This window comes from Hyalangium ruber, assembly GCF_034259325.1.
Classification (GTDB): domain Bacteria; phylum Myxococcota; class Myxococcia; order Myxococcales; family Myxococcaceae; genus Hyalangium_A; species Hyalangium_A rubrum.
Genome location: NZ_JAXIVS010000002.1, coordinates 87,028 through 109,235, shown reverse-complemented (window position 1 = coordinate 109,235; position 22,208 = coordinate 87,028). Strand labels below are relative to the sequence as shown.

At 70.4% G+C, this 22,208-nt stretch carries 15 protein-coding genes; 8 read left to right on the top strand and 7 right to left on the bottom strand.

What is annotated here, in order from left to right:
* Positions 1-20: 20 nt before the first annotated feature.
* Positions 21-1,901: a cytochrome c3 family protein gene (locus tag SYV04_RS05530; protein WP_321544557.1), complete on the bottom strand. Its 1,881-nt coding sequence runs from the start codon at positions 1,899-1,901 to the stop codon at positions 21-23.
* Positions 1,902-2,475: 574 nt separating this feature from the next.
* Between SYV04_RS05530 and SYV04_RS05525 the strand changes: the two genes are divergently transcribed.
* On the top strand, positions 2,476-5,511 hold the full coding sequence (locus SYV04_RS05525) for a helicase-related protein (RefSeq protein ID WP_321544556.1): 3,036 nt from the start codon (positions 2,476-2,478) through the stop codon (positions 5,509-5,511).
* Here the strand turns inward: SYV04_RS05525 and SYV04_RS05520 are convergent.
* Positions 5,508-6,068 carry a hypothetical protein gene (locus tag SYV04_RS05520; protein ID WP_321544555.1) on the bottom strand — a complete coding sequence of 187 codons (561 nt, stop codon included), beginning with the start codon at positions 6,066-6,068 and terminating at the stop codon, positions 5,508-5,510. The two genes, SYV04_RS05525 and SYV04_RS05520, sit on opposite strands and share 4 nt — an antisense overlap.
* Positions 6,069-6,072: 4 nt before the next feature.
* The gene (locus tag SYV04_RS05515; protein ID WP_321544554.1) at positions 6,073-6,837 is read right to left on the bottom strand and encodes a hypothetical protein; all 765 of its coding nucleotides are present in this window, start codon (positions 6,835-6,837) and stop codon (positions 6,073-6,075) included.
* A gap of 129 nt (positions 6,838-6,966) precedes the next feature.
* On the opposite strand from SYV04_RS05515, the gene SYV04_RS05510 reads away from it, so the two are divergent.
* Positions 6,967-7,581 carry a hypothetical protein gene (locus SYV04_RS05510; protein WP_321544553.1) on the top strand — a complete coding sequence of 205 codons (615 nt, stop codon included), beginning with the start codon at positions 6,967-6,969 and terminating at the stop codon, positions 7,579-7,581.
* Positions 7,582-7,591: 10 nt separating this feature from the next.
* Here the strand turns inward: SYV04_RS05510 and SYV04_RS05505 are convergent, their stop codons facing one another.
* The 3 genes from SYV04_RS05505 to SYV04_RS05495 form a co-directional block, all read right to left on the bottom strand.
* On the bottom strand, positions 7,592-9,184 hold the full coding sequence (locus tag SYV04_RS05505) for a hypothetical protein (RefSeq protein WP_321544552.1): 1,593 nt from the start codon (positions 9,182-9,184) through the stop codon (positions 7,592-7,594).
* A 38-nt stretch (positions 9,185-9,222) separates the two neighbouring features.
* Positions 9,223-9,603 (bottom strand): hypothetical protein, encoded by a 381-nt coding sequence (locus SYV04_RS05500; RefSeq protein WP_321544551.1) that lies wholly within the window; start codon positions 9,601-9,603, stop codon positions 9,223-9,225.
* Between the two features lie 61 nt (positions 9,604-9,664).
* Positions 9,665-11,428 carry an ABC transporter ATP-binding protein gene (locus SYV04_RS05495; protein ID WP_321544550.1) on the bottom strand — a complete coding sequence of 588 codons (1,764 nt, stop codon included), beginning with the start codon at positions 11,426-11,428 and terminating at the stop codon, positions 9,665-9,667.
* A 151-nt stretch (positions 11,429-11,579) separates the two neighbouring features.
* Here SYV04_RS05495 and SYV04_RS05490 point away from each other — a divergent pair, with 151 nt between their 5' ends.
* The 5 genes from SYV04_RS05490 (at position 11,580) to SYV04_RS05470 (ending at position 20,670) form a co-directional block, all read left to right on the top strand.
* On the top strand, positions 11,580-12,026 hold the full coding sequence (locus SYV04_RS05490) for a hypothetical protein (protein ID WP_321545226.1): 447 nt from the start codon (positions 11,580-11,582) through the stop codon (positions 12,024-12,026).
* A gap of 120 nt (positions 12,027-12,146) precedes the next feature.
* Positions 12,147-13,277: a molecular chaperone DnaJ gene (dnaJ, locus tag SYV04_RS05485; protein ID WP_321544549.1), complete on the top strand. Its 1,131-nt coding sequence runs from the start codon at positions 12,147-12,149 to the stop codon at positions 13,275-13,277.
* Positions 13,278-13,481: 204 nt separating this feature from the next.
* Positions 13,482-16,760 carry a protein kinase domain-containing protein gene (locus tag SYV04_RS05480; protein WP_321544548.1) on the top strand — a complete coding sequence of 1,093 codons (3,279 nt, stop codon included), beginning with the start codon at positions 13,482-13,484 and terminating at the stop codon, positions 16,758-16,760.
* Between the two features lie 185 nt (positions 16,761-16,945).
* Positions 16,946-19,075, top strand: coding sequence for a penicillin-binding protein activator (locus SYV04_RS05475; protein ID WP_321544547.1), 2,130 nt, complete (start codon positions 16,946-16,948; stop codon positions 19,073-19,075).
* Positions 19,072-20,670: a WD40 repeat domain-containing protein gene (locus tag SYV04_RS05470; protein ID WP_321544546.1), complete on the top strand. Its 1,599-nt coding sequence runs from the start codon at positions 19,072-19,074 to the stop codon at positions 20,668-20,670. The genes SYV04_RS05475 and SYV04_RS05470 overlap by 4 nt, the downstream gene beginning before the upstream one ends.
* On the opposite strand, the gene SYV04_RS05465 is transcribed toward SYV04_RS05470, so the two are convergent.
* Entirely contained in the window at positions 20,671-21,363 is a 693-nt protein-coding gene (locus SYV04_RS05465) for an NAD-binding oxidoreductase (RefSeq protein ID WP_321544545.1), read from the bottom strand. It abuts the gene before it with no gap.
* Positions 21,364-21,439: 76 nt separating this feature from the next.
* Between SYV04_RS05465 and SYV04_RS05460 the strand changes: the two genes are divergently transcribed.
* Complete coding sequence (locus tag SYV04_RS05460; RefSeq protein WP_321544544.1) at positions 21,440-22,198, top strand: hypothetical protein; 759 nt, start codon at positions 21,440-21,442, stop codon at positions 22,196-22,198.
* Positions 22,199-22,208: the final 10 nt, after the last annotated feature.

Genomic DNA, 22,208 nt, shown 5'->3' with positions numbered 1-22,208 from the left:
CTCCGTCAAATGAAGCGCGGCTAGAAGCCGCTCTTCGGGTGGGTGGTGTTGTGACAACTGGTGGTGCACTGCTGGAACGACTCGCGCCCACCGCCCACGTAGATGCTCTCGAGCTCATCGTGGATCTGCTGGCTCTTCCGAGAGGAGAAGCCCTGGTGGCAGGAGAAGCACGCGGCCTTGCTGACCCGCTGCGTGCTCTGCTTGGTGGTGTGGCAGGTGGAGCACTTCGCGGTGGACTCGCCGAAGCGCTCCGAGCGCGAGTGGATGAAGTGGACGCGCACGAAGACGGGGCCCTCGAGCTCGAAGCCCAGGGGCGCGTGGCAGCCGGCGCATGCGGCGCGGTTGTCGTTGCCGTGCAGCACGTTGCCCAGCTCGCCGCCCTGGCTGTGGCAGCTGTTGCAGGGGCCCGTCGTCACCGGCGCGGTGGTGCGCGTCCGGGTGCCGACCTGGATCTCGATGGTGCGCGAGAAGGGCACGTCCTCGCCCAGGTACACGCGGCGGCCCTTCACCGTCACCAGGTAGGTGCCGGGCTCGGCGTTGGCGGGCAAGTCATACGTCACCGTGTCGCTCACCGGGGCGAACCAGCCCGCGTGCGTGGGGTCGAACGCGCCCACGAACAGGTCGTTTCCGGGAGGGAAGGTCTGCGACTGGGAGAAGACGCCATCGCGCTCGGGCAGACCCACCGTCTGCACGTCGTTGGGGCCCATGAAGGCCTCCAGGTCGACGATGCTCCGGATGGGCTGGATACGCTGTGCCGGCCCGATGATCTGCGTCATCAACATGCGCTCGCGGTGCTTCCTGCGGTAGTACGTCGCTGTCGCCTCGAAGAACGCCCGGTAGTACTGGATGCCCGGCTCGTTGGAACCGAAGATCACCTCATTATACGTGGGAAGGGAACCCTGTGGGTGCAGACGGTTGCCCGCGCCATCCCGCAGGGTGAGCTGGAAGGAAACGGCCGTTCCGGGTGCATAAGTACCGTCCGGGCGGGTCGGGGTGCGGGGAGTCACATCAATGGAGAAGCCGTAGGCGTAGGTGGGGTTGGCCTCCTGCTGGACGGAGATGGTGTAGGGAGCGCTGGGACGCAGGGACCAGCGCACCCGCAGCGCGGTGGTATTCGGACGCAGGGTGAGGGTCTTGCGCTTACCTGGGGTCCGGGCGTGGCGCAGCTCCACCAGCGCCTCCTCCAGGAAGTTGCTGGCGCCCGCGCAGCTCTCGAGGGTGGGGCAGTCGTACGTCCACTGGATGGCGCGGAAGCGGCGCACGAAGAAGTCGTCATTGTCCTTGCGCTTCTTGCTGGTGCCCGCCTCCAGGCGGATGGAGGAGCCGATGGTCCGGCCGCGGGAGTCGATCTGCTCGATGGTGAAGTGGCTGGAGGCGTCCATCCAGGCCGCGTCGCGGTAGAAGCGGCGGCGCTTGAAGCCCTCGGGCCCGCCCATCAGCTCGAACTCCTGCTCCGCCAGCTCCACGCCGCCCCAGCCCAGGCTGGCGAAGTCGCCCGTGTGGCGCAGCCCGTTGATGCCCTCGTCGTGCGAGGCCGCCACGCTGGCGCGGATGTCGATCTGGTTGATGTGGATGGTCTGCCCGGCGCGCACGCGCAGGTCCGTGCCCACCCCATCCTCGATGTCCAGCGCCACGCCCACCGACTGGGACGGATGATCGTCGTCATCATCGTCGTCGTCGTCGTCGTCGTCATCATCGTCGTCGTGGCCGGAGGACTCGATTGGGTCCGCCTCCAATGCCGCGACCTCTTCCTGGCTCGATTGCCCTGAGAGCTCAGACGCCTCCTGTCCGCCGCACGCGAGCATGACGCTCGTGAGCACGGCGAGCAGCACCATCCCCCGCGACCCAACCCACGGGGTGGTGTCGCACTTCATCGCCACTGGTGCAGTCGTCCCTCTCATGGTGGCCCCTCCTTGCTGGTGGTTCAGGGAGCGGAGCCGCTCCCTGGCCTCTGGGTGCCCTTGCTACTTTCGAAGAGTACCAGAGAATCGTCATTTCCGGGTTTCCCTGGAAGAGACAATTTCGAGCCACATAGAGAATATCCGCTTTGGGAAGAACTCTTCAATAAATAAGAAATATACCCCGACCCATTGAATGCGAACTGTCTTATGCGACCTGATGGGTTCCGCTCCTTCGAGAAAAGAAGGACTTACGTCGAATCCTGAGACCCTCACTTGGAGTGGATTTGGCTTGACGGGAACCTGCTTTCCGTCTCTTCCCGGGTTTGATTCAGGAATCAGGCAGGCGATCACGGCTTTGGCCGCTGGATTGAAGAGAAAGCGGATTCAAAAGCCCGTGGAAGGCCGTCTGGGAGGCAGGCGCGGTGATCGCCTTTCGGGAAGGTGGGCGATCACGCCAGGGCCCGTCGGGTGACTCATCAGGTTGGAGGCCATGAGACTTGCCCCGCCAATCAATGGCCTTCGGGCGAATGCGAGGTTAAGAGGCGGACCCCCCTTTTCACCCCTGATCGCTCTTATGTCCCTCGTCGCAGGTATCAAGGTTCGCTATCTCCCGCAGCCCGAGTGGGGCGTGGGACACCTCGCCGCGCTGGAAGAGGAGGGCGCCAAGGCGATCGTCTTCTTCCCGGCCCGGGAGGACGCGCCGGTGCTCGTGTCCACCAAGGGCGGTGCGCTGGTGTCCTACGCGCTGCCGGCCGGAGAGCCCATCCTCACCGTGAAGGGCCGGCACGCCCGGGTGGTGCGCGAGGAGCCCGGGGCCCGGGGCCTGCGGCGCTACGTCATCCGCTACGAGGACACGGGGGAAGAGGACGAGATGCCGGAGTCCGAGGTGCGCGCGCTGCCGCCGCGCTCGGATCTGCTCGCCACGCTGCGCGAGGGCCGCGTGGGAGACGCGCGGGCCTTCGTGCTGCGCAAGCAGGCGCTGGTGCTGGATGACGAGCGGCGCTGTGACGCGCTGGGGGCGCTGCTGGCCAGCCGGGTGATGGTGAAGCCGCACCAGGTGGGCGTGGTGCAGCGCGTGCTCTCGGCGCGCCGCCCGCGCTTCGTGCTCGCCGACGAGGTGGGCCTGGGCAAGACGATTGAGGCGGGCATGGTGTTCAGCGCCCTGCGGCTCTCGGGCCTGGCGCGCCGGGTGCTGGTGGTGGCGCCGAGCCACCTCACGGTGCAGTGGCTGGTGGAGCTGTTCCACAAGTTCAACCAGCTCTTCACGCTGATGGACTCGGACCGCTACGCGCAGTCGCTCAAGGAGCAGCCCGACGTGTCCCCGTGGGAGCGCTTCCCGCTGGTGGTCACGAGCCTGGAGCTGCTCTCGCGCACCGAGGAGCACCGCCAGGCGGTGGCCGAGGAGGACGCGTTCTGGGACCTGGTCATCATCGACGAGGCGCACCACCTCAAGGGTGAGAAGGCCTTCGAGGCGGCCGAGGGGCTCGCGGGCAACAGCTGGGGCCTGCTGCTGCTCACCGCCACGCCCATGCAGCTGGACCCCGCCGAGTACCATGGGCTGCTCACGCTGATCGACGCGGCGAGCGCGCCCACGGTGAAGGGCTTCGAGGAGCGGCTTGCGCGGCAGGAGGAGCTGTCCAACGCGGTGCGCGCGCTCTTGGAGGGCAACGCCTCGGCCGCCTCGGTGAAGGCGTTGGCCAAGCGCTTCCCGGGGGATGCGAAGCTCCAGTCGCTGAAGGACCGGGACGCGCTGCTCGCGCACCTGGCGGAGACCTACAGCCTGTCGGATCGGCTGGTGCGCAACCGGCGCGCGGTGGTGGGCGGCTTCTCCACGCGGCGCCTGCACCGTCACCCCGTGCAGCTCTCGGCCGAGGAGCTGAAGACGCGCGATGCGGCGCTGGCGGCGCTGGCGGGCTCCAGCTTGCGCGGCGCGCCGCTGGCCAACGTGATGCGCCGGCTGGAGTCGAGCCCCGCAGCGTTCACCGGCGCGGTGAAAGCCAACCCGACGCTGAAGGGGCTGGAGCTCAAGCTGCCCGCGCGCGACGCGAAGTTCCTCGCCTTCCTGGGCGTGCTGCGCGGCATCTGGGCCTCGGAGCCCGGGGCCAAGGTGCTGGTGTTCACCGAGAGCCGCGACACGCTGGAGGCGCTCCAGGCGGAGCTGGGGCGCGAGGGTGTCGAGGCGCTCGGCTACCACGGTGACCTGCCGCTGGTGGAGCGGGACAGACAGGTGGCGCGCTTCCGCGACCCCGAAGGCCCACGGGTGCTGATCTGCACCGAGGTGGGCGGCGAGGGCCGCAACTTCCAGTTCGCCCACCACCTGGTGCATTACGACCTGCCGTGGAGCCCCGCCACGGTGGAGCAGCGCATCGGCCGCCTGGACCGCATCGGCCAGACGAAGCCGGTGGAGATCCACGTGTTCGACCCGGCGGGCACGCTGGCGGCGGACGTGCTGATGCTGCTGGCGGACGCGGTGGGCGTGTTCGGCGAGACGGTGGGCGGCCTGGACGCGGTGCTGGAGGAGGTGGAGGACCGGCTGGCGGAGCTGGCGCTGCTGCCGCGCGAGGCGCGCATGACGTACGCCTCCGAGCTGAAGACGCGGGTGGAGACGGCGCGGGCGCAGGTGAAGCGCGCGTATGATCCGCTGTTGGACTTGCGCTCCTTCGACAAGCCGGCGGTGGAGCGGCTGGTGGAGCGCGCCCAGGCCCGCATGGGCATCGAGGCGGACGAGGAGGAAGAGGAGGCGCAGCCGCTGGAGGATGGCCTCTGGAGCGTGGCGAGAGACCTCGACGAGCGGCTGGAGGAGACCGTCACCGAGCTGGCGAAGCGGGTGGGCATCCGGGTGGACACGGACGAGGAGGTGGAGGCCTTCCAGTGCGCCTTCCACTTCGGCCACGCGCTCAACGTGGAGGGGCTGCCGGGCCTGGACGTGATGGAGGACCGGACGCTCTTGGGCACCTTCTGGCGCGACACGGCGGTGGAGGCCGAGGAGCTGGAGTACTTCGCCACCGGGCACTCGCTGGTGGAGGCGCTGTTCGGCTTCCTGCGCGACGGGCCGTACGGGCGCAGCGGCTTCCGCTACATCGAGAAGCGCGGGACGCTGAAGGCGCGCGGGCTGGAGCTGCTCTACCACGTGCAACTCCCCGAGCCGGAGGACACCTCACCCGGGGCGCGCGTGCCCAGCCGTCAGCTGGCGCGCTTCCTGGAGCGCACGCTGCTGCACGTGGCGGTGGCGGAGGGGCAGGGCGGGCCCAAGGCGGACGCGAGCCTGCTGCCGGCGCTGGCCGTGGAGGGGCGCGCGCTCAAGGGAGACGAGGTGTCGCGCGCCTTCCCGAACGTCGGCGCCTTCGTGGACGCGGCGGTGCCGGTGGGCCAGAAGGCCGCCGAGGCGGAGCTGGGCAAGCTCGCGGCCCGGGCGAAGAAGGCCCTCGAGGCCGAGCGCGACGCGGCGCTGGAGCGCATGCGCCTGTCGCTGGAGCACCAGGGGCTCGCCGCCAAGGCGGTGGAGGCCCAGCTGGAGGCGGAGCGCACCCACTATGAGCGGCTGGTGAAGGCGCTCGCGGGTGCCAAGGTGGTGCTCGACTCCGCCTGCGGCTTCGTCATCAACCGCTAGGCCTTGAGCTTCTCGCGCAGGGCCTTGGCACGGCCCTGCATCTCCGGGTCCATGCTGGTGAGCTGGATGGACTTGAGCCGCTCATCCAGGCTCTTGGGCACCTTCGTCTTCAGCTTGCCCTCGGCCTGCATGACCTCCAGCTTCGCGAGCGCCTTGTCGGCGATGCGCTCTCGCGGGTGGTCCAGCAGGCTGTCCAGGAAGTACGCGTCCTCGGGCAGCTCCGGGTACTTGTCCAGGTAGTCGATGACGCCCTGTACCCATTCCTGCCGGCTCTCGGCCTGCTGCAGCTTCTGCAGGGCCTGCTTCTGCGTCTTGCGCTTGCCCTCGGGGTCGAACTTCTCGGCCAGCCCCTGGGGCAGCTCGCCGCCGGTGAAGAGCGCGTCGGCGGCTGCTTTGTACTTCTGATACGAGGCGCTGCGCTCGATGCGCTGCTGCGCCGGGTCATCCTGCCGCGAGTGGCTCTTGCTCTTGCCGCGCATGGCGTCGATTTCCCGCCAGCTCTTGTTGCGCTTGCCGCTGAAGCCGCCGCCCTCGTTGTCGTCCTTGTCTCTTGCCATTCCTTCAACTTCCCTTCCGGCCGCGCCACAGCGCCGCCAGCCCGCGTTGCACCAGGGTGCGCACCCGCGCGAGCTCCTCCGCAGAGAGGGGGTGCTCCTCGTCCTGCTCCGCCTCGAACAGCGCTTCCTCCGCGTACGCGGTGAGGGCCTGGGGCACTGGCGGAGCCTCCGTGCCTTCCCTCTCGAGGACCGTGGGGTCCACACTGGACAGCCCCGCCGGCCAACCCAGCTCCAACATGGCGTGCAGTTCGAAGAGGAGGTAGCGGGCTACCGCATATCCTTCGTCCGTGAGCCCCGCGGCGTCAAGGGCACCCAGCAGGGCGTCCTGTCGGTTGTCGAAGGCGTGCAGGCGCCGGGTACGCTCCTTCTCGTCGTCTTCCAGGTAACGCCAGGCGGCCTCGGTGAATTCGGTGCTCGGCTCGCCCGGAGCGAAGGGCGCGGGCGGCGGGGCCTTCACCTTCTTGGGCCGGGGCGGCCGGGGGCCGTCCTCCAGGCGCACCGACTTGCCTTCCTCCACCAGGTCCCAGAGCCCCAGCAGGTTCTGGAAGAGCTTGCGGGCCACCTCCGGCGAGGGGAAGCGGGGCTCTTCCTCGAAGAGGGTGGGAATGACTTCGTTGTAGGACTCGCCCTCGGTGTGGGCCTCGCGCATGCGCACGAGCACCCCCGCGGTGTCGTACGGGCTGCCGAGCAGCTCCAGCAGCGCGTCGAGCGTGGGGGCGCCCTCGAAGTGGTGGACGAAGTCGATGCCTTTGTCTCGGGAGCGGCTCATGGGAGCGAACGCTAGCCAGCCGAGCGAGGGGACGCACGGAGGCTGTGAGGGGAATCCACCCCTGAACATTAAGGCCGGGCCCTTCCAGGTCCCACCCTCGCCGGGCAGCCTGCTACGCTCGGGGGCTGGATGAACAACCCCTCGCCAGAGAAGCTGAAGGCCGCCATACAGGCGCTCTCCCAGGTGCGCGCGGTGGAGGGGCCTCCCGGGGACAACGGGCAGCGCTCCGTCTGGCACATGAGCCCGCAGGGGGCGGAGCTGCTGTCGCTCGTGGACCTCGAGGGCCGCGTGCAGCGCCAGGAGCTGACGCTGCTGGACGACCATTATGTGTGGACCAGCGGCGAGGGCCTGAAGACGGGCCGCCTGGAGAACGAGGGCGGCGCGAAGGCCCCCACCGCCGCGGCCATCGTCCATACCGACTCCCAGCTCATGCCCGTGCGGCTCGTGCGGGGGGCGGTGGCGCTGGCGACGTACGATGGGGAGGACCGGTACATCCTCCACATCAAGCGGGTGCTGGCGCTGGCGCGCGAGGGGCTCGAGATGCGGGATTCCTCCCTCGGGGTCGCCTCCGAGCCTGCTCCCGAGCCGGTGGTCGAGCCGCCGACCACCGCGACACCGCTTCCCACGATTGTTCCGGTGCCGCCGGAAGCTCCGGAGAGCTCGAAGTTCGAGGGCCTGATGATGATCGCGGTGCTCCTGGTGGGGCTCGTCGCGGGCATCGCGCTGCTCGTCTGGCTGACCTGAGCGCGGACCCTCACCGCGACTGAAGTGGGCCGCCCGAGGCTCCCGCATCGAGCATCACCACGGGAGAGGCCCCGGCCAGGGCGAGCACATCGGCCGCCGCGCCCAGCTGCTTGAGCGAGACGTCTCCGGACACCTCCAGCCCCACGAGGGTGCCGGCGAGGACCTCCGGCACGTCCGCCGGCGAGGCGTTGAGGGAGAGGGTGAGGGCACCGCCGCCCTCCGCCGGGGACAACTGCAGCCGGGTGCCGTCCACGAACCGGGCGCGCCAGGAGAGGCTCGCCGAGCCGGAGAGGGCCGAGGGCAGCAGCAGCCGCAGCGTGCCCGGCCGCGCCGCGAGCAGGGAGAAGAAGGGGAAGTGGGCCTGGAAGCGCTCCAGCGTCGCGGGGCTGGCGGTGTGGGGCTGTTGACCGACCAGCTCCACCGAGCGCGCGCCGGCGCGAGTACTCGCCTCGAGGAGGCGTTGAATGGCGGTGCCCGAGAGCCGCGCATCCGCCAGCAGCGGCAGCATGGGCTCCGGGGTGAGGCCGGTGTGTCCTGGCCCCGCCTGCGCGGGAGCCTGGAGGCCGGAAGAGAGGGTCGCGGCGAGTGCTTGCGTGGGCGTGTTCCAGGAGAGGCGCTCACCCCCGGCGTGCGCGAGGCCTTCGGGGGTGGCGAGCACCGCGAGCGGCTGGGGCGCATAGGCCTGGGTCGTCCGGAGCGCCTCGAAGCCCGTGGGCAGCGAGACCGGGCCGAGGCCCAGCGCATGGGCCCGCTCGGTGGCCGAGCGCAGCGGGTGGCCGTCCAACACGAGCAGCGCGGCGACGGAGGCCAGGAGGATGCCGTTCTCCACCCATCCGCCCTCGCTTCGGACCGTGCGGCGGGCCTTCCAGGCCAGGGAGGCCACGGCCAGGGTTCCCAGCACCGCCATGCATCCCCAGCGCATCGGCCGCAGGCGCGCCACCTCGTCCACGGCCTGGGCGAGCAGGTCCGTGCGCTCGGCGAGCGGTACCTGGGCGAGGCGCGTGAGCAACCCGAAGAGTTGATAGGCCTCCATCGCTCCCACCAGGGCGATGGCCGCCAGCGCCAGGGCCGCGACGACGCCGAACATCATCTTCGTGAAGTGGCCGCGCGGTGAGCCCACCAGGGGAGGCTCGCCCCCGGCCCGGTTCAGCGCCAGCCCCAGGCTCAACCCCACCAGCAGCGCCGCGCTCACCCACGCGCCGAGCACCCGCGAGGCCATGGCCTCTCCCACGCCCAGCGCCAGCGTGTTGCGCGCGTCCGAGGCCTCCAACTCCCCCAGCGCCGCCACCACCCGGCCCACGTGTACCTCGGTGCCCAGCAGCCCCACCGTCCAGGGCAGGGTGGCCACCCCCAGCAGCACCGCCAGCGGCACCTCGCGCCCCGTGCCGATGTGGCACAGCATCACCGTGAGGAAGGCCATCTCCACCAGCCCGGAGATGACGACCAGGGAGCCGAACGCCCCCGAGGAGCCCATCAACCGGGAGAGCACCTCGCTCTCCGAGGCCCAGGCCCCCAACAGTCCGAAGGACAGGAGAATGGTCAGGGGAGCGGCGGCGGCCGCGCACACTCCCGGGGCAAGGCTCGGTCTGGCGGTAACGAGCATTTCCCCGGAAATTAGGTACGGGGGTAATAACCGGGAACTCAGGCTGGAGGCCGACCGACCAGCCAATACACAACGGTGAACAACAGCCCGACGATGGGGGCCAGCAGCGCGCCGAGGATGACCAGTCCCGAGCACTTGCCGGCTTCGCAGCCGATCCTCGCTCCGGCGCAGAGTCCGAAGATGAACATGGGCACGTGGAAGCCGAGCACGAACAGGCCCAGCCCGCGCACCACCAGCCCGCGGTACCAGGTGCGCGTCATCAACCGGAAGACGACGGGCACCAGCAACAGCGTGAAGGTGGCCGCCAGGGCCGCGGAAGCCTGACGCGCCGCGACAGCCCAGCAGGCCAGCCCCGCCAGCGCCAGCGCGGGCACCAGCAGCAGGGTGTTGAGGTTGAGCGGCGAGGGCTCGCGGGTCATCCCCCGGGGACGCTGGCAAAGCCGCGCGGCGGGATCAAGGCCGGAAGCCGAGGCGTGTGCTTCAGGCGGCGACGGCGCCTTCGCCCAGGAGCTGCGCGTAGCGTCCCGCTCGCGCCACCAGCTCGGCGTGGGTGCCGGACTCCACCACCCGCCCGGCGTCCATCACCACGATGAGGTCCGCGTCGCGCACCGTGGACAGGCGGTGGGCGATGACGAGCACCGTGCGGCCCTTCATCAGCTCGGTCAGCCCCGCGCCCACGGCGGCCTCGCTGGCCGCATCCAGGGCGCTGGTGGGCTCGTCCAAGAGCAGCAGCGAGGGGCGGCGCAGGAAGGCGCGCGCCAGGGCCAGCCGCTGCCGCTGTCCACCCGAGAGCCGGGAGCCGCGCTCGCCCACCGGCTCCTCGAGGCCGCCGGGCAGCGCGCGCACGAAGTCGTCGGCGTGGGCCAGGGCGAGCGCCTCCCACAGCTCCGCCTCGCTCGCCTCCGGGCGGCCCAGCAGCAGGTTGTGGCGCACCGTGCCGGAGAAGAGCACGGGCTCCTGGGGCACCCACGCCATCTGCGCGCGCACGCTCGAGGGCTTGAGCTCCGGCAGCGGCGCCCCATCCCAGCGCACCGTGCCGCCGCTGGTGGGCAGGAAGCCCAGCAGCACCGAGAAGAGCGTCGTCTTTCCCGCACCCGAGGCGCCCACCAGCGCCACGCGCGCGCCCGCCGGCACGGTGAGGCTCACCCCGCGCAGGGCTTCGCGGCCGTCCGGGTAGGTGGCGCGCACCTCTTCCAGCACCAGGGCCTGGCCCAGTGGAGAGGCCGGGCGGCCTTCGTCGGGCGGCGCCGGCTCGTCGGCCAGCGCGAAGAGGCGCTCGGCCGCCACCAGGCCGGTGAGCACCTGGGAGAGCGTGCCGCTCAGCGACTTCACCGGCTGGTAGAGCAGGAGCGCCGCGGCGATGAAGGAGAGCAGGCGTCCAGCGAGCGCGGGCTCGGCCGCCACGGCGCGCGCACCCCACATCACCACCAGCGCCACGCCGACAATGCCCAGCATCTCCACCGTGGGGCTGAAGGCGCCGCGCAGGAAGAGCGAGCGGCGCATGACATGGAGGTAGCGCTCGGCCTCCGCGTCATAGGTGGCCAGCGCCCGGGGCACCCCGCCATAGGCCTGCACTACCGGCAGGTTCTGCAATTGCTCGGCGGTGAGGGCACTCAGGGCGCCGAGGCTCGCCTGGGAGCGGGTGGCGGTCTTCTTCAGCGAGCGGGCGAAGCGCGTCACCGGGAACACCGTGGCCGGCATCACCACGAAGGTGAGCAGGAACAGCTTCACGTCGATGAGGGCGCAGGTGACGAGCAGCGCGAGGATTTGCAGCCCGTCCTTCACATAAGAGGAGAGCGCCTGCGTCACGGAGAACTCCACCAGCGGCACGTCCGCGGTGAAGCGGCTGAGCAGCTCGCCCGAGTGCCGGCGCTCGAAGAAGGCGGGGGGCTGGGAGAGCAGGCGGGCGTAGAGGAAGCCGCGCAGATCCGCCATCACCCGCTGGCCCAGCCGCTGCATCCACCCGCCCTGGAGGAACTGGGCGGTGGCCTTCACCGCCGCGATGGCCACCACGAGCAGGGGCAGCCGGCGCAGCATCTCGTCCGGAGGCAGGCTCGTGCCCGCCAGCGTGATCGCCTCGCCGGTGAGTACCGCGCGCAGGAGCGGCCCTACCACCCACGCGTACGCGGAGGTGGCCGCCGCCGCCAGAAGCGAGGCGCTCAGGCCCGCCACGAGCAGTCCCCGGTAGGGGCGCAGGTAGCCCATCAGGCGGCGGTAGATGTGCGGAGAGGGACGGGGGGCCACGGCGGCGCGGACTCTCTCACCCCGGAAGGGTACGGCCAAGGCGCTTCAGGGCGCGGAGCAAGCTCCCTTGCCTGCTTCGCGGCCCGGCAGCCTGCGCATGCTGGCCCGTTCGTTGCTGTCTCCGACATGGAACGACAGCTTTCCGAAAGCCATGGACATCAACGATACGAACCAAAAAGAGGCGCTGTTCAGTCCAGGCTGTGAGCCGGTCGTGGAGGACGAGGAGCGCCGGCGGCTCCTGTGGCTCATGGCTGAGTACTTCCGGACGATCGGATACAGCGACATCAAGGCCCGGCTGCCGGGCTTCATGCCGCCGCCGGTACTTTCCGGAACGATTGAAGATCATCGACCGGATTTTACATGCCGGCAGACGGATTCGGCCCGTACCCCCATCATCCTGGAGATCGTCACCCCGGAGATGGTGGAGGACCCGACCGCGGAGAACCGGTGGAGCCTGCTGGCCAGCGCCGCCAAGCTCTACAACGCGGAGCTGCACTTCGTGGTGCCGAAGTGGTCCGCCATTGGACCGGTCGACGCGGCACTCAAGCGGCGACTTGCCCGGATGGAGCTGACGGTCAACCGCGTTTGGACGGTGTAGCGCCAACACCGGGCGAGCGCTCGCGCGACACCCCTGGATTGCTGGCCGCGAAGCCTGCGTTATAGTGGATCAGGTTTTTACGCGGGCTGAAAAGGCCAATAAATCCAGGGGTTTGACGCAATGCCAGCGGCGGCGGGACAGAAGCGCGACTACTACGAGGTTCTCGGCGTCCAGAAGAATGTCAACCCGCAGGAGCTCAAGAGCGCCTTCCGCAAGGTGGCGTTGCAGTACCACCCGGACCGCAATCCGGGGAACCAGGAGGCCGAGGAGAAGTTCAAGGAGGCCTCCGAGGCGTATGAAGTCCTGAGCGATCCGGAGCGTCGGGCCCGCTATGACCGCTTCGGCCATGCCGCGGCGGGGGGCGGGCCAGGCTTCGAGGGGTTTGGCGGCTTCCAGGGCGTCAACATCAACGACATCTTCGGCGACCTGTTCGGCGAAATCTTCGGCGGGGCGCGGGGGCGTGGGCGCGGCGGGCCGGGGCGGGGCGCGGACCTTCGCTACAACCTGGAGATCTCCTTCGAGGAGGCGGCGTTCGGCTGCCGTCCGAAGGTTCCGATTCCGCGTCCGAAGAAGTGCGAGACGTGCAGCGGCTCGGGCAGCAAGAGCGGCACGGCGCCCAAGCCTTGCAGCACCTGCGGCGGGGTGGGCGAGGTGCGCTTCACCCAGGGCTTCTTCGCGGTGTCGCGCACGTGCAGTGACTGCAATGGCACGGGAGCGGTGATTCCGGATCCGTGCTCGAAGTGCCGCGGCTCGGGCAAGACGCCCTCCGAGGAAGTCATCGAGGTGAACATCCCGGCCGGCGTGGACAACGGCACGCGGGTGCGCCTGTCGGGCATGGGCGAGCCCGGGGACCGGGGTGGGCCGGCGGGTGACTTGTACGTGACGGTCATCGTCCGCGAGCACCCGCTGTTCCAGCGCGAGGACTACGAGGTGTTCTGCGAGGTGCCCATCTCGTTCACCCAGGCGGCGCTGGGGGCGAAGATCGACGTGCCGACGTTGGATGGGAAGGTGAAGATGACCATCCCGGCGGGCACGCAGTCGGGCAAGGTGTTCCGGCTCAAGGGCAAGGGCGTGCCGCACCTGCACAGCCAGCAGCGCGGGGATCAGCACGTGCGCGTGATTCTCGAGACGCCCACGGAGCTGACCGGCAAGCAGCGCGAGCTGCTGGAGAAGTTCGCGGAGCTGTCGGGCGAGGAGTCGCATCCGCAGTCCAAGAGCTTCTTCGACAAGGTGAAGGAGCTGTTCGGCTAACGCCGCGCCGTGAATACCTCGGTGTAGAGACGCCTACCTGTGCGGTGGGCGTGTGCTTGCTCAGCCTCCGACGCTTCCCGGCGGACTGTCCGGCCCCGAGTGCCAGCGACTCGACGTTCCAAGAGATCGACGCCTGGGGGCACTCACCTTCCGGCGCGGCCATGCACATCAAGGCCCCCACCACAGCGGGTTGGGGGAGTTCACGTGGCCACGTACCGACTCGTCCGCAAGCTGGCCGCGGGCGGCATGGCGGAAGTTTTTCTGGCGAAGGTTGTCGGAGCCGAGGGCTTCGAGAAGCCTGTCGCCGTCAAGCGCATCCTGCCCTCGCTCGTGCAGGACCAGGAGTTCGTCGAGCTGTTCCTTCGCGAGGCCAAGCTCACCGTCTCGCTGCAGCACGCCAACGTCGTCCAGGTGTTCGATCTCGGCTGCTCGCGCGGCCAGTACTACATGGTGATGGAGTTCGTGGACGGAGAGAACCTCCGCGCCCTCCAGCGGGCCGCCGCCGCCCAGCAGGTGCCCATGGGCCTGCGCGAGGTGTGCTTCATCGTCCAGCAGGTGGCCGAGGGCCTCGCCTACGCCCACGAGAAGCTCGATTCGGCCGGCCGGCCGCTCAACATCATCCACCGCGACATCAACCCCTCCAACGTGATGGTCGCTGTCTCCGGCGAGGTGAAGCTCGCCGACTTCGGCATCGCCAAGGCCGCCAACGTCCAGAGCGGCACCCAGGTGGGCGTGGTGAAGGGCAAGGTGGGCTACCTCGCCCCCGAGCAGGTGCGCGGTGGCGCGGTGGATCAGCGCGCGGACCTCTTCCTGCTGGGCCTGCTCCTCTATGAGCTGCTCTCGGGCCAGCAGCTCTTCAGCGGGCCGGACTATTTCCAGATCCTTCGCAGCATCTCCACCTTCGATGTGAAGACGGTGGTGCCCGTGCCGGGCGTGCCCGCGCCCCTGTGGAGCATCGTCGCCCGGGCCCTGGCGCCCGACCCGGTGGCCCGCTTCCAGCGCGCGCGCGACGTGTCCGACGCGCTGCAGAACTTCCTCTTCGACCACCGCCTGCGCGTGGGCCCGCAGGACGTGGCCCGGCTCTTCGCGCGCTGCTTTCCGGAGCGAGGCTCTTCGCTGGAGGGCGGGGCGCCGGTGGAGTCCCGGGGCGAGGAGATCCGCCTGGGCGCCGAGGGCGCCTCTCCGCCGGCCGGGAGTCACGCCCTGCCCATGCGCTCCCCCACCCGGACGGAGCTGCCACGGCCCGTGCCGCAGATGCAGACGCCTCCGCAGATGAGCGGAACCCGGGAGCATGTCGCCGCTTCGGCGGTGGTGGGGACGAAGACGGTCGCCATCCGCACCAACACACGCCCGGAGCTCCAGCGCCCCGCCGTGTCCTCGTCGCTGAACATGGCGACGGGCGTGGAGCCAGGCCGACGCCTCACGCCGGTGCCGCTCCCGCAGCAGCCCGCCGTGGAGGTCTCCCGCCGCATCTCCCTGCCGACCCGCTCCAACTCGGCCGGCACCCATCCCGCGCTGCCGACCCGCGTCAACACGGGCGTCACGCACTCGGTGCTCCCGCCGCGCTCCAGCAGCGCGTCGTCGCAGATCGCCCAGCTCGCCGCGCTGCGCCCGCGTCCCTCGGTGCGCCGCCGGCTGGGAGAGCTGCTGCTGTTGGCGGGGAAGATTTCAGAGGCGCAGCTGCTGGGCATGCTCGAGCGCCAGCGGCGCGAGGGCGGCAAGCTCGGCGAGCGGCTCGTGGCCGAGGGCATCGTCTCGGACGAGGACGTGGTGTCCGCCATCAGCGAGCAGCTCGGCCTGCCGTTCATCGCCGAGCACCAGCTGCGTACCCTGCCGGTGCCCACGCCGCTGCTGTCGCTGCTGCCGCTGGAGCACGCCGAGCGCTTCGAGGCCGTGCCCCTCACGCTGCAGGGCAAGGAGCTCATCTGCGCCATGCGCGAGCCGCAGAACCTGGAGCGGTTGGACGAGCTCCAGTTCCGCACGGGCTACGCGGTGCGCGGCATCCTCGCCAGCGAGGGGGCCATCCGCCGCACCATCGGTCGCTTCTACCGGGGCGAGGAAGCCCCCGTGGGGCCCGAGTGGAACAATCTGATGAAGGTGAGCCCCTCGGAGGTGCAGCAAGGGGTTACTCCGTTCGCCGACAAGCACACCCGCACGCGCGAGCGCGTCCTCGATGAGGAGGCCTTCACCGCCTCCCATTCGCAAGCCGAGCCGCAGACGGCCACGCAACTCGTGCCGCAGCCCGCGCCGCAGCCCGTGGCGCAGCCCGCGCCCCAGGCGCCCGCTCCGGCGCCGATGCCCACGCGCGCGCCGCCGCGCTCCCTGGCCCGCACGCTGCTGGTGGTGGCCGATGATGCCGAGCAGCGGGACGCGGCCGTGCGCCTCTTCTCGCGGCAGGGCGTGGCGGCCGCGGGCAGCTCCAGCGCCGAGGCCGAGCGCGCGGTGGCGCTGGGCGGAATCGAAGTGGCCCTCATCGCGGGAGACACGATGACGGACACGCCGGCCCTGGTGGCCCGGCTGATGACGGCGGCGCCGACGATGGAGGTGCGGGTGCTGCCCTCGTTGGCCGAGGCCCTCGGAGGCGAGGCGGGCCCGCTGGGACGCGCGGCACGGCTGCACGCGCGGGTGCTGGACGCGGCCCTGGCGGCGCTGGGCGGCGCGGGCGTGCAGGGCGCGGCATTGGCCAAGCTGGCCCGGCGCGTGGCCATTCGCCTCGGAGCGGGGCGGGCGGAGGCGGAGCGGGCCTCGGCCGCGGCGTACGCCACCGCGTGCGCGGCGCGCCTGGAGGGCAAGGAGCGTTTTGCCCGGCCCTCGTGCGAGGCGGTGCGCGCCGTGCTCGGTCGGGATGCCGGCGAGCTGGCCTCCCTCGTGGGCGTCTGCGCCGAGGACAACACCCCGGCCGCCAACGCGGGCCGAGGCACGCTGGCGCTGACGGCCGCCACGGCCCTCATGGAGGTGCTCGGTACGGACTCGCCCACGCCGGACGCGGCCTCGCGCGCGCTCGTGAAGCTGCGCGAGGAGGGCCGGGTGCCTCCCAACGCCCTGGAGGCTCTGGCCGCCGAGGTGGCCGAGCTGGTGCTGGGAGACAGCGCCTCCAACACCGTGGTGCTGGCGGAGCCGGATCCGGCGCGCTCGGCCACCCTGCAGGCGCGCTTCCTGGCGGATGGGGTGCGGGTGCTGCTGGCCGACTCGGCCGCTCGGGCCCGGCAACTGCTGGCGCAGGGTGCCCATGCGCTGGTGATGGCGGCGAACCTTCCCGACAGCCAGGGCGCCGCGCTCACCGTCTCGCTGCGAGGCGAGGCCACCACCGCCGAGCTGCCCATCTTCGTGCTGGCGCCGCCGGAGGATCCGGGCCTGGTGGAGGCGGGGCTCGATGCCGGGGCGGACGACGTGCTCACCTACCCGGTGAACCCGGACGTGCTGGCGGCCAAGGTGCGCCGGGCCCTCCAGCCGCGCCGCTCGCTGGCCGTCGCGGCGAGCTGAGCCGAGCGCGGCTCCGTGCCACCACGGGCCGTGGCTTTTCCTCCACGGCCCGGGCCGGCCCCCCTGAAGTCCCGAGCCTTTAGCCAGGGCATGGACACTGCAGGCCCCGAGACGTCTTCCCCGGAATCTTCCGGCCGCTCGATTGTCGACGGAGGCGCACCCACGCTGCTATGCACCCGCCCACCATGGAAGTTCTCTCCCCTTTGCGCCGGTCCCTGTTCCTGGCGCTGGCGTTGCTGCTCACCGCCTGCCCGAAGACGACCACTCCCGTGAGGGGTGGCGACGGGGTCCCCGACAAGGAGCCGTTCCCGACCAAGCCCCGCGTGGAGGCCAAGAAGGACGCGGCGGCGGACGCGGCGCTCGCCCAGGCCGTCGAGACGGCGGCCCGGGCTCCGGACAAGAAGCAGGCGGCCGAGGCGCTGCTCACGGTGCGCAAGACGTACCCGGGCACCACCGCGGGCCAGGAGGCGCTCTACCGCGCCGGCGTCCTCTACTTCGAGTCCGAGGACTACGCCAACGCGCGCAAGAGCTTCAACGAGCTGCTCTTCGAGAACCCGCTCTACCCGCAGGCGGATGACGCCAAGCGTAAGCTGGCCCTGTCCGCGTTGGAGGTGGGCGCCTACCGGGATGCGTACCAGACGCTGTCCAGCCTCGCCGAGCGGGCCGAGGGCGCCGAGCGCGAGAAGCTGCTCGAGGACGCCAGCCGCGCCGCGCAGGGCGCGGGCATGTACGGCCCGGCGCTCACCCTCGCCGTGCAGCTCGCGGGGGATGCGAAGACGCCCCAGGAGCAGGCGGAGGCGGTGGCCCGCGTGGAGCAGCTGGTGGAGGGCCGCGCGGCCTTCGTGGACGTGGCCCGCGTGGCGGAGGGCATGTCCCCGCGCCACCCCGCCTGGCCGGTGCTCACCTTCAAGCTGGCGCGCATCTACTACCACCTGCGCGACTGGACGCGGCTGGAAGAGACGCTCAACCGCTTCCTCCAGGAGGCCCCCAACCACCCCTTCGCCGGGCAGGCCAAGGAGCTGTTGTCCCGCGCCACGCGCCGCGTGGAGGTGCAGCCCAAGACGGTGGGCGTGCTGCTGCCGATGTCGGGGCGCTACAAGCCCATCGGCGAGGCGGTGCTGCGTGGGGTGCAGCTGGCGCTGTCCGGCAGCGACATCGAACTCATCGTCAAGGACACGCAGGGCGAGGTGACGCTGGCGGGGCAGGCGGTGGAGCAGCTGGCCTTCGATGAAGGGGCCATCGCCATGCTGGGGCCGCTGCTGGCGGATGACTCGCGGCGCGCGGCGCTGGTGGCCGAGGAGCTGCAGGTGCCGCTGGTGACGATGACGCGCACCGAGGGCATCACCGACATCGGTCCCCATGTCTTCCGCAACATGCTGACCAACTCCGCGCAGGCGCGCGCCATCGCCGACTACGCGACGAACGTGCGGGGCTTCAAGCGCTTCGCGGTGCTCTACCCGAACATCCCCTACGGCGTGGAGCTGGCCAACGGCTTCTGGGACGAGGTGCTGGAGCGCGGGGGCACCGTGCGCGGCGCGGAGAGCTACGCGCACGACCAGACGACGTTCACCACCGAGGCCAAGAAGCTGGTGGGCCGCTACTACCTGGAAGACCGGCTCGACTACATCGAGGGCGTGCGCGAGGTGAACTCGCAGGACCAGGACGCCTTCCGGCGGCGCAAGGCCATCGAGAAGGTGAAGAGCGGCCTGGAGCCGGTGGTGGACTTCGAGGCCATCTTCATCCCGGACGACTGGAAGCGCGTGAGCCTGGTGGGCCCGGCGCTCGCGGTGGAGGACATCATCACCAACGCGTGCGACCCGCGCGACCTGGAGCGCATCCGCAAGACGACGGGCAAGAAGGACCTGAAGACCGTGACGCTCCTGGGCACCAACCAGTGGAGCAGCCCCAAGGGGCGCTCGGGGCTGCCGGAGCTCGTGGAGCGCGGCGGCAAGTTCGTCACCTGCTCGGTGTACGTGGACGGCTTCTTCATCGACTCGCAGCGGCCGGCCACGCGCAAGTTCGTCAGCGCCTTCCGCGACGCCTACAAGGACACGGACAAGGAGCCGGGCCTGCTGGAGGCCATCGGCTATGACTCGGCGCTGATGCTGCGGCAGATCATCGAGAAGCAGAAGCCGCGCAGCCGCGGCGAGCTGCGTGAGGCGCTGGTGAACCTGAAGAACTTCGAGGGCGCCACGGGCCGCACCTCGTTCGATGACAAGCGCGAGGCCGTCAAGCCGCTCTTCCTGCTGTCGGTGGACAACCGGGGCGTGAAGGAACTGCCCCCGGAGACCGCGGCGGGAGGCTCGGGCTCATGAGGCGCCACGCGCGGCTGCTCCTCGGCGGAGTCCTGGCGCTGGCGGTGGGGTGTGCCCATGCGCCCGGGCTCGCGCCGGACACGGCCTCGCGACTGGCGGGGACTCCTGGCGGCTACCTCTCCGGCGAGGTGAAGGGGCTCGAGGACGGGCCGCTGCTCAACAACAAGGACTTCGTCTGGGCGCTCGCGTTCGCGCCGGACAGCTCACGCGTGGCGTACACGCACCTGGGGCCGAAGTTCTACCAGCTCGCGCTGTGGACGCTGGGCCCGACGCCCGCGCTGGTGGCCGACCGGAACATCAACGCGTACGAGTTCGACCTGGAGGCGGTGGCCTTCTCGGCCGACAGCGGGCTCCTGGCCACGGCGGGGCGGGATGGGGAGCTGCGGCTCTTCGAGGCCTCCAACGCCGAGCCCAAGGGCCACGTGCTCACCGAGGAGCCGCTCACGGCGGTGGCCTTCCACCCGGCGGGGCGCTACATCGTGGTGGGCAGCGCGCGGGGGCTCGTCTCCGTCTTCACGGTGCCGCAGCTCAGCTTCGTCTTCGAGGTGCGCGCCCACAACAACGCCCCGGTGAGCGCGCTGACCTTCGCGGCCGACGGCACGCTGTACACGGGCGGTTGGGACAAGCACGTGCGCGTCTGGAACACCCGCGAGGAGGCGCTGCGGCCGGACCAGGCCCGCGTCCACTTCGAGCGGCGCAGCGGCTTCGTGGTGCTGCGCGGCGCCGTCAACGGCAAGGCGCAGGTGTCCTTCGCGCTGGACGCGCGCGCCCCGGCCGTCATCCTCAACACCACGGCGGCCACCCAGGCCGGCATCGACGTGGCCTTCCTGAAGGACACCGTCACCGTGCCCACGCCGCTGGGCAGCACCGTGGCGCGGCTGGCGAAGGGGCAGGTGCTGCGCTTCAAGTCCCTGCCTGTCGAGGGCGTGGACGTGGCGGTGTGCGACGTGTGCGTGCCCAGTGGCACCCAGGGCGTGCTGGGCGCGCCCTTCACCGAGCGCTTCGACGTCGTCTTCGACGAGAGCACGGGCGAGGCCATCCTCACCTCCAAGGCGGGCGCCGTCCCGGGCGCGGAGGCGCAGGGCCTGGTGCTCGAGCCTCGCTTGGACTTCACCTTCGAGAACCACGTGAATGACGTCACCGTGGACGCCAAGGGGCAGCGGCTGGGCGTGGCCCTCTCCGAGGGGAAGGCGGAGCGCACGCGCGCCATCTACGAGCGGGAGAAGAAGGGCGAGGTGGACCCCAAGAGCCCCGCCAACGCGGGCGCGCTGGTGGACGCCGCCACGGGCAAGGTGCTCCAGCAGTGGGCCGAGCACGGCGGCGTGGTGGCCACCGCGAGCATTTCTCCGGATGGGCGCTCGCTGGCCACGGGTGGGTGGGACAAGCGGCTGCTGCTCTTCACCGAGGGCGACGCGAAGGTGCGGGGCGAGCGGGAGTTCGGCTGGTCCGTGCGCCGGGTGCGCTACAGCCCGGATGGGCGCTGGGTGGGCGTGGCCGCGTGGACGCCGCAGAACCCCATCGGAGACCAGGAGAGTGACCCCGCCGCCGCGCTCTACCAGGTGCTCTACGCCGCGCCCACGGTGGAGCAGCGCTGATTAGAAGTTCTGGTGGATGGCGCTCGCGGGAAGCCCGCGGGCCTTGAGCGCCTTGATGACCCCCTGAGCCATCTCCTGCTGGCCGCAGATGAAGGCCAGCGTGCCCGGCGCGAGGGGCTCATCGGCGAGGTGGGCCTGCACGTAGCCGGTGAGGCCCTGCCACCCGCTGACGCCCGGCTGGCTCACCGTGGGCACCACCCGCACTCCCGCGCGCTCCCACTCCACGAAGTCCCGCTCGTAGGCGAAGGCGGCGGGCGTGCGCGCGCCGAAGTACAGCGTCACCTGTCCGTACTCCTGGCGGTCCAGGCGGATGCTCTCGATGACGGAGCGGATGGGGGAGATGCCCGAGCCGGTGGCGAACAGGAGCAGCGTCTTGCCTCGGGCCAGCTCCAGCGGGAAGCCGCGCCCCTTGGGGCGGCTCACCTCGATGGGAGCACCCAGCGGCAGCCGCACCAGGGCGTCCGCCAGCCCCGCGCCCTCCTTCACCAGCAAGTCCCACCGGCCCGCATTGCCAGGAGGCGAGGCGATGGCGAACAGGCACTCCTCGTATCCCGGCAGGCGCACGTGAAGGTATTGGCCCGGTCGCTGGTGAGTGCCCGCCAGCGGGGTATGGGTGACGTCGAGCGTCAGGTCGGTCAGTCCATCCGCGGCAGGCGAGCGGGCGACCAGGGTGGCCGGGTACCATTCCGTCATGTCCCCGCTCTTTTAACCCGCGAGCGGGGAGAACGCCGCCCTGGTAACGTTGCAGGCCGTGCGGACTCTTTTCTGGTTGACCCTGTTTCTGTTGGGGCTCGTCGGGGTGCTGCTTCCCGTGAGCTATCTCTATACCGCGAGCAAGCTGCCTCCCATGGACAGCGAGTTCGACGTGGAAAAGCAGCTCAAGCACAGCATCGAAGGCGAGCGGATGAGCCTTGTGTCCGGCATGTACGTGAAGCCGGACCGTCCCATCACCTTCACGAAGCCCGACTTCACGCGGCTGCCCAAGGACCTGGTGGCGCTCTACATCACCCAGCTGGGCTGCCCCACCTACTTCCAGACGCCGCGCGAGGACGGGGCGAAGTGGGCCTGGCGCCTCTTCATCGGCGCCTTCATGGGCAGCCAGATTCCCGGCGACGGCGGCTGTGAGCGCATCCTCTCCATGCGCATCGCCCGCAGGCTCGGGGTGAAGGACCCGTACCAACTGGCGGTGGCGGCGCACAAGATCCACTCCTTCCTGCAGAAGGATCAGCTCATCGCCTATGACCTGGCCATCCAGCGCTTCGAGCGCGGCGTGGTGGGCGTGGAGGATGTGACGCTGAAGGTGTTCGGCAAGGAGCTCGAAAAGCTCTCCCTGGCGGAGCTGGCCGAGCTGCAGATCGTCCTGCCGCCCTACAACTACTATTACGACATGAGGACGTGCCACAACGCGCCGCTCATCAAGAGCAACCGGGACCTGATGCTGGCGGAGATCGCCAACTGGGAGCTCATCACGGTGGAGAAGGCGAAGAACGCCATGGCACAGCCGGTGTCCTGCACCCTGCGCAAGTAGCGTGAAGCGA

Coding starts and splice junctions, on each gene's coding strand:
- SYV04_RS05530 (WP_321544557.1), bottom strand. CDS start 1,901: ATGAGAGGGACGACTGCACCAGTGGCGATGAAGTGCGACACCACCCCG.
- SYV04_RS05525 (WP_321544556.1), top strand. CDS start 2,476: ATGTCCCTCGTCGCAGGTATCAAGGTTCGCTATCTCCCGCAGCCCGAG.
- SYV04_RS05520 (WP_321544555.1), bottom strand. CDS start 6,068: ATGGCAAGAGACAAGGACGACAACGAGGGCGGCGGCTTCAGCGGCAAG.
- SYV04_RS05515 (WP_321544554.1), bottom strand. CDS start 6,837: ATGAGCCGCTCCCGAGACAAAGGCATCGACTTCGTCCACCACTTCGAG.
- SYV04_RS05510 (WP_321544553.1), top strand. CDS start 6,967: ATGAACAACCCCTCGCCAGAGAAGCTGAAGGCCGCCATACAGGCGCTC.
- SYV04_RS05505 (WP_321544552.1), bottom strand. CDS start 9,184: ATGCTCGTTACCGCCAGACCGAGCCTTGCCCCGGGAGTGTGCGCGGCC.
- SYV04_RS05500 (WP_321544551.1), bottom strand. CDS start 9,603: ATGACCCGCGAGCCCTCGCCGCTCAACCTCAACACCCTGCTGCTGGTG.
- SYV04_RS05490 (WP_321545226.1), top strand. CDS start 11,580: ATGGACATCAACGATACGAACCAAAAAGAGGCGCTGTTCAGTCCAGGC.
- dnaJ (WP_321544549.1), top strand. CDS start 12,147: ATGCCAGCGGCGGCGGGACAGAAGCGCGACTACTACGAGGTTCTCGGC.
- SYV04_RS05475 (WP_321544547.1), top strand. CDS start 16,946: ATGGAAGTTCTCTCCCCTTTGCGCCGGTCCCTGTTCCTGGCGCTGGCG.
- SYV04_RS05470 (WP_321544546.1), top strand. CDS start 19,072: ATGAGGCGCCACGCGCGGCTGCTCCTCGGCGGAGTCCTGGCGCTGGCG.
- SYV04_RS05465 (WP_321544545.1), bottom strand. CDS start 21,363: ATGACGGAATGGTACCCGGCCACCCTGGTCGCCCGCTCGCCTGCCGCG.